General features: G+C 67.2%; 13 protein-coding genes. 11 read left to right on the top strand and 2 right to left on the bottom strand.

What is annotated here, in order from left to right:
• The first annotated feature begins 91 nt into the window (after window positions 1–91).
• Both AC6RIC_RS24555 and AC6RIC_RS24550 read left to right on the top strand, forming a co-directional pair.
• Window positions 92–1,396 (top strand): polyhydroxyalkanoate depolymerase, encoded by a 1,305-nt coding sequence (locus AC6RIC_RS24555; RefSeq protein ID WP_454658562.1) that lies wholly within the window; start codon window positions 92–94, stop codon window positions 1,394–1,396.
• A gap of 45 nt (window positions 1,397–1,441) precedes the next feature.
• Window positions 1,442–2,182: a M48 family metallopeptidase gene (locus AC6RIC_RS24550; RefSeq protein WP_499734310.1), complete on the top strand. Its 741-nt coding sequence runs from the start codon at window positions 1,442–1,444 to the stop codon at window positions 2,180–2,182.
• Between the two features lie 27 nt (window positions 2,183–2,209).
• Here AC6RIC_RS24550 and AC6RIC_RS24545 read toward each other — a convergent pair whose 3' ends face one another.
• Window positions 2,210–2,710 carry a hypothetical protein gene (locus AC6RIC_RS24545; RefSeq protein WP_454658560.1) on the bottom strand — a complete coding sequence of 167 codons (501 nt, stop codon included), beginning with the start codon at window positions 2,708–2,710 and terminating at the stop codon, window positions 2,210–2,212.
• Between the two features lie 2 nt (window positions 2,711–2,712).
• Between AC6RIC_RS24545 and AC6RIC_RS24540 the strand changes: the two genes are divergently transcribed.
• The 3 genes from AC6RIC_RS24540 (at window position 2,713) to AC6RIC_RS24530 (ending at window position 7,050) form a co-directional block, all read left to right on the top strand.
• Window positions 2,713–3,873: an amidohydrolase gene (locus tag AC6RIC_RS24540; RefSeq protein ID WP_499734309.1), complete on the top strand. Its 1,161-nt coding sequence runs from the start codon at window positions 2,713–2,715 to the stop codon at window positions 3,871–3,873.
• A gap of 11 nt (window positions 3,874–3,884) precedes the next feature.
• The gene (locus tag AC6RIC_RS24535) at window positions 3,885–5,390 is read left to right on the top strand and encodes a serine hydrolase domain-containing protein (RefSeq protein WP_499734308.1); all 1,506 of its coding nucleotides are present in this window, start codon (window positions 3,885–3,887) and stop codon (window positions 5,388–5,390) included.
• Between the two features lie 70 nt (window positions 5,391–5,460).
• The gene (locus tag AC6RIC_RS24530; protein ID WP_499734307.1) at window positions 5,461–7,050 is read left to right on the top strand and encodes an ABC transporter substrate-binding protein; all 1,590 of its coding nucleotides are present in this window, start codon (window positions 5,461–5,463) and stop codon (window positions 7,048–7,050) included.
• Window positions 7,051–7,214: 164 nt separating this feature from the next.
• On the opposite strand, the gene AC6RIC_RS24525 is transcribed toward AC6RIC_RS24530, so the two are convergent.
• The gene (locus tag AC6RIC_RS24525) at window positions 7,215–8,090 is read right to left on the bottom strand and encodes an aldose 1-epimerase family protein (RefSeq protein WP_499734306.1); all 876 of its coding nucleotides are present in this window, start codon (window positions 8,088–8,090) and stop codon (window positions 7,215–7,217) included.
• A 291-nt stretch (window positions 8,091–8,381) separates the two neighbouring features.
• On the opposite strand from AC6RIC_RS24525, the gene AC6RIC_RS24520 reads away from it, so the two are divergent.
• From AC6RIC_RS24520 to cobF, 6 genes are all read left to right on the top strand, one after another.
• On the top strand, window positions 8,382–8,981 hold the full coding sequence (locus tag AC6RIC_RS24520) for a nitroreductase family protein (RefSeq protein ID WP_499734305.1): 600 nt from the start codon (window positions 8,382–8,384) through the stop codon (window positions 8,979–8,981).
• Window positions 8,982–9,047: 66 nt separating this feature from the next.
• Complete coding sequence (locus AC6RIC_RS24515) at window positions 9,048–10,034, top strand: TRAP transporter substrate-binding protein (RefSeq protein ID WP_499734304.1); 987 nt, start codon at window positions 9,048–9,050, stop codon at window positions 10,032–10,034.
• Window positions 10,035–10,059: 25 nt separating this feature from the next.
• Window positions 10,060–10,839 (top strand): VOC family protein, encoded by a 780-nt coding sequence (locus AC6RIC_RS24510; protein WP_499734303.1) that lies wholly within the window; start codon window positions 10,060–10,062, stop codon window positions 10,837–10,839.
• A 157-nt stretch (window positions 10,840–10,996) separates the two neighbouring features.
• Window positions 10,997–11,281: a hypothetical protein gene (locus AC6RIC_RS24505; RefSeq protein ID WP_499734302.1), complete on the top strand. Its 285-nt coding sequence runs from the start codon at window positions 10,997–10,999 to the stop codon at window positions 11,279–11,281.
• A gap of 55 nt (window positions 11,282–11,336) precedes the next feature.
• Window positions 11,337–11,588 carry a hypothetical protein gene (locus tag AC6RIC_RS24500; protein WP_499734301.1) on the top strand — a complete coding sequence of 84 codons (252 nt, stop codon included), beginning with the start codon at window positions 11,337–11,339 and terminating at the stop codon, window positions 11,586–11,588.
• 53 nt (window positions 11,589–11,641) lie between these two features.
• Complete coding sequence (cobF, locus tag AC6RIC_RS24495) at window positions 11,642–12,400, top strand: precorrin-6A synthase (deacetylating) (protein WP_499734300.1); 759 nt, start codon at window positions 11,642–11,644, stop codon at window positions 12,398–12,400.
• The last annotated feature ends 21 nt before the right edge of the window (window positions 12,401–12,421 follow it).

Below are 12,421 nucleotides of genomic sequence, written 5' to 3'. Positions count from 1 at the left end.
GAGAACAAAATCAACGTAAGGTGCGATGCTGCGACGCATCATCGCATGCTGCGTCGCCAGAAGGACGTTGGATCGTATGTACGGGGCCGCCATGTCGTTTGCCTACCATGCCTACGAAGCGGTTCACATGATGGTGAGCCCGGTGCGCGGGGTTTCGGATGCGATGCATCTGGCCTTCAAGAATCCGGCGAATCCGCTGACCTACACGCCGTTCGGCCGCAGCGTCGCGGCTTCCTGCGAATTGTTCGAGCGCATGACGCGCCGTTACGGCAAGCCCGCCTTCGGCCTCGACGAGACCACGATCAACGGCGTCAAGGTCGCGGTCGAGGAGCGCGTCGTCTGGGAGCGCCCCTTCTGCAAGCTGGTCTATTTCGACCGCAAGATTCCATCCAGCCGCCGCAAGCCGCAGCCGAAGGTGCTGCTGGTCGCGCCGATGTCCGGCCATTACGCCACGCTGCTGCGCGGCACGGTCGAGGCCTTCCTGCCCGGCCATGAGGTCTACATCACCGACTGGGTCGATGCCCGCCTGGTGCCGCTCTCCGAGGGCCGCTTCGACCTTAACGATTACATCGATTACGTCATCGGCATGCTGCAGATGCTGGGGCCGGACACCCATGTCATGGCGATCTGCCAGCCATCTGTGCCGGTCATCGCCGCGATCGCCCGCATGGAGGCCGAATCCGACCCCTGCGCGCCGCGCTCGATGACGCTGATGGGTGGCCCGATCGATACCCGCCGCTCGCCCACCGCCGTCAACCAGCTCGCGATGGAGCGCGGCACGGACTGGTTCCGCCGCAATTGCATCACCGTCGTGCCGTTCCCGAGCCTGGGCGCGTTCCGGCAGGTCTATCCGGGCTTCATGCAGCTCTCGGGCTTCATGGCGATGAATATCGACCGCCATGTCACCGCCCATTACGACATGTTCAAGCATCTCGTCAGTGGCGACGGCGATTCCGCCGAGAAGCATCGCGATTTCTACGACGAGTATCTGGCGGTGATGGACCTGACCGCCGAGTTCTATCTCCAGACCGTCGACACCGTCTTCGTCCAGCATGCCCTCCCCAAGGGCGAGATGATGCATCGCGACAAGCCGGTCGATCTCACCGCCATCCGCCGCGTCGCGCTGATGACGGTCGAGGGCGAGATGGACGACATCTCCGGCGTCGGCCAGACGCAAGCCGCGCATGATCTCTGCGTCAACATCCCCGACGACAAGCGCGCCCATTATCTCCAGCCGAAGGTCGGACATTACGGCGTCTTCAACGGCTCGCGCTTCCGTGCCGAAATCCAGCCGCGCATCTCCGACTTCATGGTCAGCCTCGACATGGAAGCGGCCAAGGAGCGTCGCGGCGACAGCGCCAAGGAGCAGCGCAAGGCGCTCAAGGTCGTCCGCTAAGACCTCCCTTTCCCATCGCCCGCGAATCCCGCACAATCGCAGGCGATGCGCATCTCCCTGTTCAGGCGCCAGCCGGATCCCGACCGGATCGAGGTCGTGCATGCCGGCGCGCGCTATGCCGTTCTGATCAAGCGCCGCGCCGCTGCACGGCGGATGACGCTGCGCGTCTCGCAGGCGACCGGCGAGATCACCCTGACCTTGCCCGAGCGTGCCGATTTCGCGGCAGGCCGCACCTTCGCGGAGAATCATGGCGGCTGGATCGCCGCGCGCATGGCCAAGCGCCCGCGCCCGGTGCCGTTCGAGCCCGGACAGAGCATCCCCTTACGCGGCGTGCCGCATCGCATCGTGCACTGGTCGAAGGCGCGCGGGCTGACGCAGGCGACGCGCGATGCCGACGGCGCGCCGGTGATCGCAGTGGCCGGCGATGCCGCCCATGTTTCGCGCCGGGTCAAGGATTTCCTGCGGAAGCTCGCGCTCGAGGATATCGAGAAGGCCGTGCGCCGCCACACGGCGACGCTCGGCATCTCCGCCCGCAAGATCACCATCCGCGACACGACCAGCCGCTGGGGCTCCTGCTCCTCTCAAAGGGACCTCAGCTTCTCCTGGCGCCTGATCCTGGCGCCGTCCCCGGTGCTCGATTATCTCGCGGCCCATGAGGTGGCGCATCTCAGGGAGATGAACCACTCGCATCGCTTCTGGGCGCTGACCCACAAGCTCTGCCCTCATACCGAGGAGGCGGAGGCCTGGCTGAAGCGCCATGGCGCCAGCCTGCACGGCTATGGTTAAGCCGAAGGCTCTGCCGCAATTCCGCCGTTAACCACTTTCTGAAGACTGCCCCCGCACACTGAAGGCCGATTCGCTTTCAGCGTGAGTATGCCTATGGGTCAGGTCATTGCGTTCCGCCTTCCGCAGCAGCCGGCTGCTGCCGCCGAGCCGGTGCTCGGGCTGATGTCGGCCGTCGATTTCGCCCTGCGCGATCTCGCCGAGATTCTCCCTCATATCGCGCTCGATTCGGCGCGCCAGCAGGCCGAGGCCTGCCGCGCCATGCTGGCGCAAGCCTTCGACGCCGAGGTCGAGGCCGAACTCGGGAACTAGAGCATTTTCGAGCGAAGTGGGCACCGGTTCGCGTGAAGAAAATGCGATAAACAAGAATTCAGGGCCTTTCGCGATTTCGGAGAAATTGGAAAAGGCCCTGATCCCGCGCCCGCGCATGCCGCCCCCGGCGATGACGCGGGTTGCCGAAGCGGCTGAAGTGTCGAACCTTTCCGGGAAAGAGCCGGTGATCCGCCGGCGAAACAGCCCGGGAGGCTTCATCCGTGTTTCTGACCAACAGCGATATGGTCGATCTCGTCGATCTCCGGCATCGGCTGCATCGCAGGCCTGAAATCTCGGGCGAGGAGCGCGAGACCGCCGCGACCATCGTCGATTTCCTGAAGCCGACCGGCCCGAACCGCATCGTCACCGAACTCGGCGGCCACGGCGTCGCGGCGATCTACGAGGGCACCGAGCCAGGCCCTACCGTGCTGATCCGCGCCGAGCTCGACGCGCTGCCGATCGAGGAAATCTCCGACGGTGAGCACCGCTCCGAAATCCCCGGCAAGGGCCATCTTTGCGGGCATGATGGTCATATGACCATCCTTGCAGGCCTCGCGCGTGGCCTGCAGCGCAACCCGCCGAAGAAGGGCCGCGCGATCCTGCTGTTCCAGCCGGCCGAGGAAACCGGCGCGGGCGCCGCTGCCGTCATGGCCGATCCGAAATTCGAGGAGATCGTGCCGGATTACGCCTTCTCCCTGCACAACCGCCCCGGCGTCCCGGTCGGTCACGCCCGTATCTCGGAAGGCGCAGCCAACTGCGCCTCGCGCGGCATCAAGATCATCCTGACCGGCGAGACATCGCATGCCTCGACGCCCGAGCACGGCCGCTCGCCGGCGCCGGCCATCGCGACGCTGATCCCCGCTCTGACCGCGCTCGGGCCGGGCGGGCCACTCGACGCCAATTTTCGGCTGGTCACCGTGACCCATGTCGAGATCGGCGAGCAGGCTTTCGGCATCGCGCCGGGCCATGGCGAACTCTGGGCGACGCTGCGCACCGTCAACGACGCTCAGATGGGCGCGCTCTGCGAAGCCGCCGAGAAGCTCGCGCGCGAGGCGGCCGAGGCCGGTCGTTTGACTGTCGAGATCAGCTATCACGACATCTTCCACCATTGCGAGAACGAGCCGGAAGCCGTCGCGATGCTGCGCCGGGCGATGGACGAGGAGAAGGTGCCGCATGGCCCGACGCCGCCCTCGCGCGGCTCGGAGGATTTCGGCCTGTTCGGGCGCCGCTCCAAATCGGCGATGTTCCTGCTCGGCTCGGGTGAGACCGCGCATCTGCACAATCCGGATTTCGATTTTCCGGATGATGCGATCGGCCCCGGCGCGCGCGTTTTCATGCGGGCCTTGCGCAATCTGCTCGGCGAAGTCCGGCCGCAGGGTTGAGGAAGCACGACATGGCTTTGGATTGGACCCGCGCCGCGACCCGCGCGCAGGAGATCGTCGCGAACTGGCAGGGTGCGGCGGGGCCGGGCGGCGCCGTCGTGCTGTTCGACCGCGACGGCGTGCGCGAAGCCTTTGCCGGCGGCCTCGCCAGCATCGAATACGGCGTGCCCTTCACGCCGCAGACGCCGAACCGCTTCGCCTCGATCAGCAAGCATATCCTGGCGGTGGCATTGTTGCGCGCCGGCATCCCGCTCGATGCGCCGCTCGGCCGCTGGCTCGGTGAACTGCCGGCGCCGCTCGCCGCGGTCGAACTCGGCCGGGCGCTGGACATGACCGGCGCCCTGCCGGACATGATGGAGTCCCTCTGGCAGCAGGGCGTGCCCTTCACCGCGACACTGAGCGCGGAGGAGGTCTTCGCGTTTGCCTGCCGCCTGCCTTCGCTGAGTGCCGAGCCCGGCACCGAGATGGCCTATTCCAACACCGGTTGGCGCCTCGGGCAGCGCATCCTCGAGCAGGTCACCGGTAAGCCTTATAAGGAGACTGTCGCGGAACTCTCGGGCGAGCTGGGTGCCTCCTTCCGCCTGCCCTATGACGGCTCGGAGATCGTGCCCGGCCTCGCCACGGGCTACTGGAACGATGGCACGTCCTGGCGGCGTGGCCATAACGGCCCGCATTTTTCGGCCTCGGGCGGCATCGTCGGTTCCGCCGCCGACCTCGCCGGCTGGGCCTCGGGTCTGCTGGCCGGCCGAGGCTCGCTCGCCGGCATGCTGGAGCGCCTGACGGCGCCGCGCCATTTCGCTGACGGCAGCGAGAGCGTCTACCGCCTGGGCCTGGTCTGCAGCCGGTTGGGCGAGACCGGGATCGTCGGCCATGGCGGCTCGCTTTCCGGCTATCGCAACCATTTCTGGATGTCACCGGCCCATGGCGTCGGCGTCGTCGTGCTGACCAATCGCGAGGAAGAGGCGCTCTGGCCCGCCCTGACGGTGCTGGCGGCCCTGCTTGGGCAGGAACTCCCCACGATCGCGCAGGCGCCTGTCGGGCTGTTCGTCAGCGACGAAGGGCCGTTCTGGGCCGAGCTCGCCACGGATTCGATCAGCTATATGGGTGGTTTCGAGCGTCTGATCACCGATGGCGACAGCAGTTTGCGCAGCCTGCCGGCCTATCTCGATATTCGTCTCAAGCGTGACGGCGAGGATCGCCTCACCGGCCTGATCGGCGGCGTGCAGCGCTCGCTCGCTCGCGTGCCGGCCGATACGCCGCTCGACGCGCGGCTGGTCGGGCGCTGGCGTGATCGGCATTTCGGTACGGAGATCGAAATCCGGGCCGACGGTACGGCCCTGATGCCCTGGCCTTCCGGCGGGACGGTGTCGCGCCTGACGCCGCTGCCGAATGGTCGTGCGCTCGCCAGCCACCAGCACGGCCCCTGGCTTGCGCGACCCTGCCTCTGGCTCGATGCCGAAGGCAGCTTGCGGGTTGCCGGCCACCGGGCAAGAATTTTGCAGATGCAACGAGCATGAAACGCGCCGGCTGAAGCGGCTCCGCAGAGGGGCGAGCCGCAGGGCCGGTGACGAAGGAGGAGAACGCCTGATGCAACTGTCCCGTTTCACCGCCGCGCTGCTGCTGTCGGCGGCCACGTTCCTGCCGCTTCCGGCATCGGCGCAGTCGCAGCCGGCCTCGAACCGCATCCTGCGGGTCGCGCCGCATGCCGACCTCAAGACGCTCGATCCGGTCGCTGCCTCCATCGTCATCACCCGTATGCACGGGCTGATGATCTACGAGACGCTCTTCGCCTGGGATTCGAACCTCCAGCCGAAGCCGCAGATGGTCGAGAGCTTCGAGACCTCGCCGGACAAGCTGACCTGGACCTTCAAGCTCCGTCCCGGCCTGAAATTCCATGACGGCCAGCCGGTGACGACCAAGGACGTCATCGCCTCGCTCGGCCGCTGGATGAAGCGCGACACCATCGGCGGCAAGCTCGCGGAATACACCGATGGCATGGAGGCGGTGGACGACGCCACCTTCCGCCTCAAGCTGAAGCGGCCGATGGCGCTGGTGCCCTCCGCGCTGGGTTCCGCCGTCGGCCAGATCCCCGTCATCATGCGCGAGTCCGACGCCAAGTCCGACCCGATGAAGCCGATCACCGAGACGATCGGCTCCGGCCCGTTCAAGTTCAACCGTGAGGATTGGCGCAGCGGCTCGAAGGTCGTCTACGACCGCAATCCCGATTACGTCCCGCGCTCCGAGCCGGCTGATGGGCTCGCCGGCGGGCGCGTCGTCAAGGTCGACCGCGTCGAATGGCAGATCATGCCGGATGCGGCGACCGCCGCTGCCGCGCTCCAGACCGGCGAGATCGACATCTGGGAGCAGCCGAGCCAGGACCTGATCCCGGTCATCTCGACCAACAAGCAGGTCAAGGTCGACCGCTATTCCAACCTCGCCAATCAGGTGATGCTGCGGCCGAACCATCTCCATCCGCCCTTCGACAATCCGAAGGCGAGGCTCGCCTTGGCCTATGCCACCGAGCAGGCCGATTTCCTCGCGGCCGGCTTCGGCGACGAGGAATGGTGGAAGCGCTGCAACGCCTATTTCGTCTGCGGCGGCCCGAACGGCACGGAGATCGGCAGCGAGGGCTATGCCAAGCCCAATCTCGACAAGGCCCGCGAGCTGCTGAAGGAGAGCGGTTACAAGGGCGAGAAGCTCGTGCTCTCGACCAGCAACGACATCGCCCCGATCGGCCGCATGGCCGAGGTCGCGGCCTCCGCGCTCAAGGCCGTCGGCTTCAATGTCGATGTCCAGTTCGCCGACTGGGGCGCCGTCACCACCCGCCAGCAGAACAAGAGCACGCCGGACCAGGGCGGCTGGAACCTCTTCGTCACCTACGCCTCGGGCGCGACCATGCAGTCGCCCCTGACCAATATCGGCACCAACATGGCCTGCGAGCGGGCCTGGGCCGGCTGGCCCTGCGATGCCGAGGCGGAGAAGCTCCGCGGCGCCTTCGTCGATGCCCCCGACGACGCCAGCCGCAAGGTGGCCCTCGAAGTGCTGCACAAGCGCCTGACCGAGATGCAGCCCTATCGGGTGCTCGGCCAGTTCGATCAGCCCTATGCCCGGCGCACCAATGTCGCCGGTGTCCTGGCCGCGCCGGTCATGCTGTTCTGGAACGTCGAGAAGAAGTGACGCGAGGGGAAATTCTCCCCGCTTCCCCTTTGAGCGGTGATCCCGGACAAGCGGCGTCAGCCGCGCCGATCCGGGATCCATGCCTGAGCTTCTATCGGATGCGCTCCGGCATGGATCCCGGGTCTCCGCTTCGCTCCGCCCGGGATGACGGCGCGGGTGAAACGTTAAAGCGTCGCCCGCCAGACGAAATCGCGGCGCTCGCCCGGCGCCAACCGGAGGATGCCGGGCTTTTCCGCGATTTCGCCCTGCCAGCCGGCGGGGCTCGCCATGCTGTACCAGGGCTCGATGCACAGGAACGGCGCGCCTGATGGCTTCGACCAGATGCCGAGGTCCTTGTAACCTTCCCAACTCACCGTCACGGCGCGGCTCTCCCGCCCTGACGCGTCGATCGCCGCGAAGCGCACCGAGCGGTTGGCGGTATCGGGGATCACGATCGCATCGTTGACGAAGAGGCGCTCGTCGAGATCGAGCTCCTTGCCGGAGAAAGGCAGGGGGATCGGCGCGGTCAGCAGGCCGGCTTCGACGCCGAGGCCGTGACCCGGCTCCGCCTGCGGGAAGGTCAGGCGATGCGCCTGTTTCGCGATGCCTTCGGTCAGCGGCCAGAGAAAGGCCGGATGCGCGCCGACACCGCAGATCAAGGGCTCCTCGGCCGGATTGCTGACGCGCGAGATCACGGTCAGCGTATCGCCCGCGACCGCGTAGATCATCTGCAGCACGAACCGGAACGGATAGATCGCCAGCGTTTCCGGGCTCTCCCGCAATTCCAGCACCGCCCGGTCGGCGCTGCGCTCGACCCAGGAGAACAGGCTGTCGCGCGCGAAGCCATGCTGGGTCAGGCGGTAGGAGTGCCCCTGATGGATCAACGTGTCGTCGGTGAGGCGCCCGACCATCGGGAACAGCACCGGTGCATGGCGCGGCCATTCCGGCCCACCGTTCCAGAGCGCCGGCCCGTTTGCGTCGGAGAGCGCGATCAATTCGCCGCCTTGTGCCCGCACCGTCGCGCGCAGCCGGTCGGAGGCGATCTCATGGGTCTCGGTCATCATCGTCTCCGTCGGCGGCACCTCTCGGGATAGCCGATCGGCATCGCTAAAATCCACCGCTGCGGGAGCCGGTCGGTTATGACATGCGTTTCACGCAAGAATGACTGCCTCGATCGCAGCGGTCATGCGACGGAGGTACTTCCCCATAAGGTAATCGAAATCAGCAAGGCTTTGCAGAAAATGGCCTTTCCAGAGATTTCCCGTTCCTTGACGGGTCGATCCGCGATACCGATTCTGCTGCCTCTATCGCGTCGGCTGTCGCCGCCGCTGCCCACGCCGTCAGGACCATCGATGACCGTTACTGCCAATAGCCGCGCCGCCGATCACGCCATCGATCCGCTCTTCCTCGAGCGCTGGTCGCCGCGTGCCTTCACCGACGAGATCATCTCCGAGGCCGGGCTGAAGGTGCTGTTCGAGGCGGCGCGCTGGGCCCCGTCCTCCTACAATTCGCAGCCCTGGCGTTTCATCTATGCGCGGCGTGGCACGGCCCATTGGCCGGCACTGCTCGGCCTGCTCAACCCGTTCAACCAGTCCTGGGCGAAGAATGCCGCTGCGCTGATCTTCGTCGTCTCCAAGGAGACCATGGCGGTTCCCGGCAAGGCCGAGGAGGTGCCGTCCTATACTCATTCCTTCGACGCCGGCGCGGCCTGGGCCAATCTCGCCCTGCAGGCGGTGCGTATCGGCTGGCAGGCGCATGGCATGGCCGGTTTCGATCAGGCGCGAGCTCCGCAGACCCTGAAGCTGCCGGCGGGCTACCGCGTCGAGGCGGCCGTTGCCATCGGCAAGCCCGGCGACAAGGCGCAATTGCCGGAGGCCTTGCAGGCGCGAGAGACGCCGAGCCAGCGCAACCCGATCAGCGTGACCGTTTTCGAGGGCATCTTCGCGGGTTGAGCGCTCGCCTCTTGCAGCGGGGCGCATTTCGCGCGATCCCGCTACCTATGCCGAAGGAGCCACGCCTTGCTGATCACCCGCCGCCAGTTCGCCGCCGGCTCGCTCGCCGCGCCCGCCATCCTGAAGGGCGGACAGGCCTTCGCCGCCGGCCGGCCCATGACCGTCGCCTCGCTCCTGGGCGAGGACAAGCCGGAGACGAAGATCTGGCGGCGCATCGCCGATATCCTGGAGCGCACGGCGCCCGGCCGTTTCGATCTGCGGGTCGTGCCCAATGCCGCGCTCGGCGGCGAGAAGGAGGTCGCCGAGGGCCTGCGCCTCGGTTCGATCCAGGCGGCGCTCTCGACCGTGTCGTCGCTCTCGACCTGGGTGCCCGCAGGGCAGATCCTCGATCTGCCCTTCCTCTTCCGCGATCGCGGCCATCTCGGGCGCGTGCTCGCGGGACCGCTCGGAGACGCACTGAAGGAGCTTTATCAGGCGCAGGGCTTCGTCGTGCCGGGCTTCATCAACTACGGCGCCCGCCATCTCCTGGCGAAGGAGGCGCTGACCACCCCAGCCTCGGTCAAGGGCAAGCGCATCCGCGTCATCCAGAGCCCGCTCCATACCGCGCTCTGGTCGGGCTTCGGCGCCCATCCGACGCCGATCCCGATCCCCGAGACCTATAACGCGCTCAAGACCGGCGTGGTCGACTGCATGGACCTGACCAAGTCGGCCTATGTCGGTTTCCGCCTGTACGAGGTCGTGCCGGTGCTGATCGAGACCGGCCATATCTGGGCAAGCGGCGTCGTGATGTTCGCCGCGCCCTTCTGGAAGGCGCTGACGCAACAGGACCGCGAGGCGCTGACCGCTGCGGTCACCGAGGGCATCGCCTATTTCGACGAGTTGATGCGGGCCGATGAGGACGCCTCGATGGCGCGCGCCCAAGCCGAAGGCGGCAAGGTCGTGCCCGCCGAGAACCGCCAGGGCTGGCAGGACGGCGCCCGCAAGGTCTGGGAGAGCTTCGCGCCGCAGCTCGGCGGCATGTCGGGCATCGAGGCCATCGCGCAGAGCCGCTGAGACCAGCATCGACGGGACGAGAACCATGCCGCTTTCGATCGACCATATCGTCATCGCTGTTGCCGATCTCGACGCGGCCATCCGCGACTACACGGCGCTCGGCTTCACCGTGCTGCCCGGCGGCGAGCACCCGCGCGGTTCGCGCAATGCCTTGATCGTGTTCGAGGACGGCGCCTATCTCGAGATCATCGCCTTCCCGCGCCCGCTGCCGGGTTATCGCTGGTGGCAGGTGCTGGATCGCGCCGGTCCCGGCCTCGTCGACTATGCCGTGCTGCCGGATGATCTCGACGCCGATCTCGCCCGCGCCCGCGCCGCTGGCATCGTCATGGAGGGGCCGATCGATGGCGGTCGCCTCCAGCCCGACGGCACGCGCATCGCCTGGCGCTCGGCGCGTCCGCCGGAGCCCGACATCCCGTTCCTCTGCACCGACGTCACGGCCCGCAGCCTGCGCGTTCCCGAAGGGCCGGGCCGTCGCCATGCCAATGGCGTGACCGGGGTTGCCGGCGTCACCGTGGCGGTGCAGGACCTCGCGACCTCGGTCGCCCGCTACCGCTCCCTGCTCGGGCGCGAGCCGGTCGCTATCGGCGGCGTTCCCGGTCTCGGTTTCGGGCTCGCCCAGTTCCGCATCGGCCGACAGACCCTGTCCCTGGCCGAGGCGCGAGGCTCGGCCGCTGCCGGCCTTGGCGAGCATCTCGTCCGCCGAGGGCAGGGGGCCTATGCCATCTCCTTTTACGGTCCCGATGATGCTCGCCTCGACGACGGCTTGGCTCATGGCGCCCGCCTGGAAATCGTCCGCGACCTCTAGCCGCTGGCGCCGTCATGATGCGGTCACGCCTGCAGGCGAGAGTGGCCCGTTACCTTAAAATAGTTCTATTTCTGTAGTAAAAACAAGAGCTTGCATCGAATCGTCGGCGCGCCTATCTCTCCCTCGCGATCAGTGAATCAGCCGACGGAGAAACCGAATGGGTGGCGTCACCGAGGTCGATGTCGCAGCCGCGATCGGCCGCATCGACGAGATCATCATCCGCGAGATCGTTCGCACCGGAGCGAGCCGGCCGGAACTGCGCCGGGCCCTCGCGCTCGCCAAGGGGCCGGGCGACCTCGACGCTGATGCGGCCTTGCCGCCGCGCATGCAGCGCCTCGTCGACCTGCTGGCGGTGACCTTGCCTGAGCAGGGGCCCAAACCCATCCAAGGGCCACAGCGCCGCCGCCATGCCGCCATCAAGGGCATCGAACGTGCAGCCTGATCAGGGGAGCGCCGAATCGCTGGAGACCGCCCGTGCCGAGATCCGGGAGGCGGTCATGACAGCTTTTTGCGCCGCGCTCCACGATACTCGCCTGCCGCCGCTCGCTTTGATCGAGCTGGCGGCGGCAGCGGTCGGTTCTGTCTACAGAGAGGTGGCGGATGCTCATTGCGGTGACCAGCCATGCCCTTGCGGCTGGCATCCGCGCCTCCAGGTGGATCTGGAGGCGCTTCAGGCGGCGCTGGCGCTGAACGCGACGCCGGTTCCATCCGGCGATCTCGCCCGCATGGCCGTGCTCGGCCGGGCCTGATCTCGCATTCGCGCTTGAGGACGTGCTAAGCCGCCGCGAACCGGCGGAGCAGCATGCGCAACATCCTCATCATCGGCATCGGGGCCGGCAATCCCGAGCACATGACGATCGAGGCGATCGAGGCGCTGAACCGTGCCGATATCCTGTTCATCCCCGACAAGGGCGAGGAGAAGGCCGCGCTTCGGGCCCTGCGCGAGGCGATCTGCGCGCGCTTCATCCGCAAGCCCGGTTACCGCACCGTTCCCGTAGAAATTCCGCGTCGCGCCGAGGCGGGCGATGATTATCACGGCGTCGTCGATGACTGGCATGAGCGCATCGCGGCCCGCTACCGCGCCCTGTTCGAAGCCGAGCTGCAGGACGGGCAGACCGGCGCATTGCTGGTCTGGGGCGATCCGGCGCTTTACGATTCCACCTTGCGCATCATGGATCGCGTCGCTGCCTCTGGCCTCGGCCTCGACTGGCAGGTCTATCCCGGCATCAGCAGCGTCCAGGTGCTCGCCGCGCGCCATCGCATCCCGCTCAACACGATCGGCGCGCCGATCCTGATCACCACCGGGCGTAAGCTGGCGGCTGGCTTTCCGGCCGATCAGGACAGCGTCGTCGTCATGCTCGATGGTGAGCAGACCTTCGGCAAGATCGATCCCGCCGGGCTCGATATCTTCTGGGGCGCCTATCTCGGCACGCCCGACGAAATCCTGCGCGCCGGCCCTCTGGCCGAACTCTCCGCCGAGATCGCCGAGGCGAGGGCGCAGGCCCGCGCGCGGCATGGCTGGATCATGGACACATATCTGCTGCGCCGCCGCCCGGCTTGACGCAGCCGCCGGCATCCGCCA

This window comes from Allobosea sp. TBD101 (assembly GCF_059817965.1).
This window is presented reverse-complemented; position numbering and strand designations above follow the sequence as displayed.

What these genes read in the sequence shown, in the direction of transcription:
- AC6RIC_RS24555 (WP_454658562.1), top strand. Translation starts at nt 92, where the DNA reads ATGTCGTTTGCCTACCATGCCTACGAAGCGGTTCACATGATGGTGAGC.
- AC6RIC_RS24550 (WP_499734310.1), top strand. Translation starts at nt 1,442, where the DNA reads ATGCGCATCTCCCTGTTCAGGCGCCAGCCGGATCCCGACCGGATCGAG.
- AC6RIC_RS24545 (WP_454658560.1), bottom strand. Translation starts at nt 2,710, where the DNA reads ATGAAGCCTCCCGGGCTGTTTCGCCGGCGGATCACCGGCTCTTTCCCG.
- AC6RIC_RS24535 (WP_499734308.1), top strand. Translation starts at nt 3,885, where the DNA reads ATGGCTTTGGATTGGACCCGCGCCGCGACCCGCGCGCAGGAGATCGTC.
- AC6RIC_RS24530 (WP_499734307.1), top strand. Translation starts at nt 5,461, where the DNA reads ATGCAACTGTCCCGTTTCACCGCCGCGCTGCTGCTGTCGGCGGCCACG.
- AC6RIC_RS24525 (WP_499734306.1), bottom strand. Translation starts at nt 8,090, where the DNA reads ATGACCGAGACCCATGAGATCGCCTCCGACCGGCTGCGCGCGACGGTG.
- AC6RIC_RS24520 (WP_499734305.1), top strand. Translation starts at nt 8,382, where the DNA reads ATGACCGTTACTGCCAATAGCCGCGCCGCCGATCACGCCATCGATCCG.
- AC6RIC_RS24510 (WP_499734303.1), top strand. Translation starts at nt 10,060, where the DNA reads ATGCCGCTTTCGATCGACCATATCGTCATCGCTGTTGCCGATCTCGAC.
- AC6RIC_RS24505 (WP_499734302.1), top strand. Translation starts at nt 10,997, where the DNA reads ATGGGTGGCGTCACCGAGGTCGATGTCGCAGCCGCGATCGGCCGCATC.
- AC6RIC_RS24500 (WP_499734301.1), top strand. Translation starts at nt 11,337, where the DNA reads ATGACAGCTTTTTGCGCCGCGCTCCACGATACTCGCCTGCCGCCGCTC.
- cobF (WP_499734300.1), top strand. Translation starts at nt 11,642, where the DNA reads ATGCGCAACATCCTCATCATCGGCATCGGGGCCGGCAATCCCGAGCAC.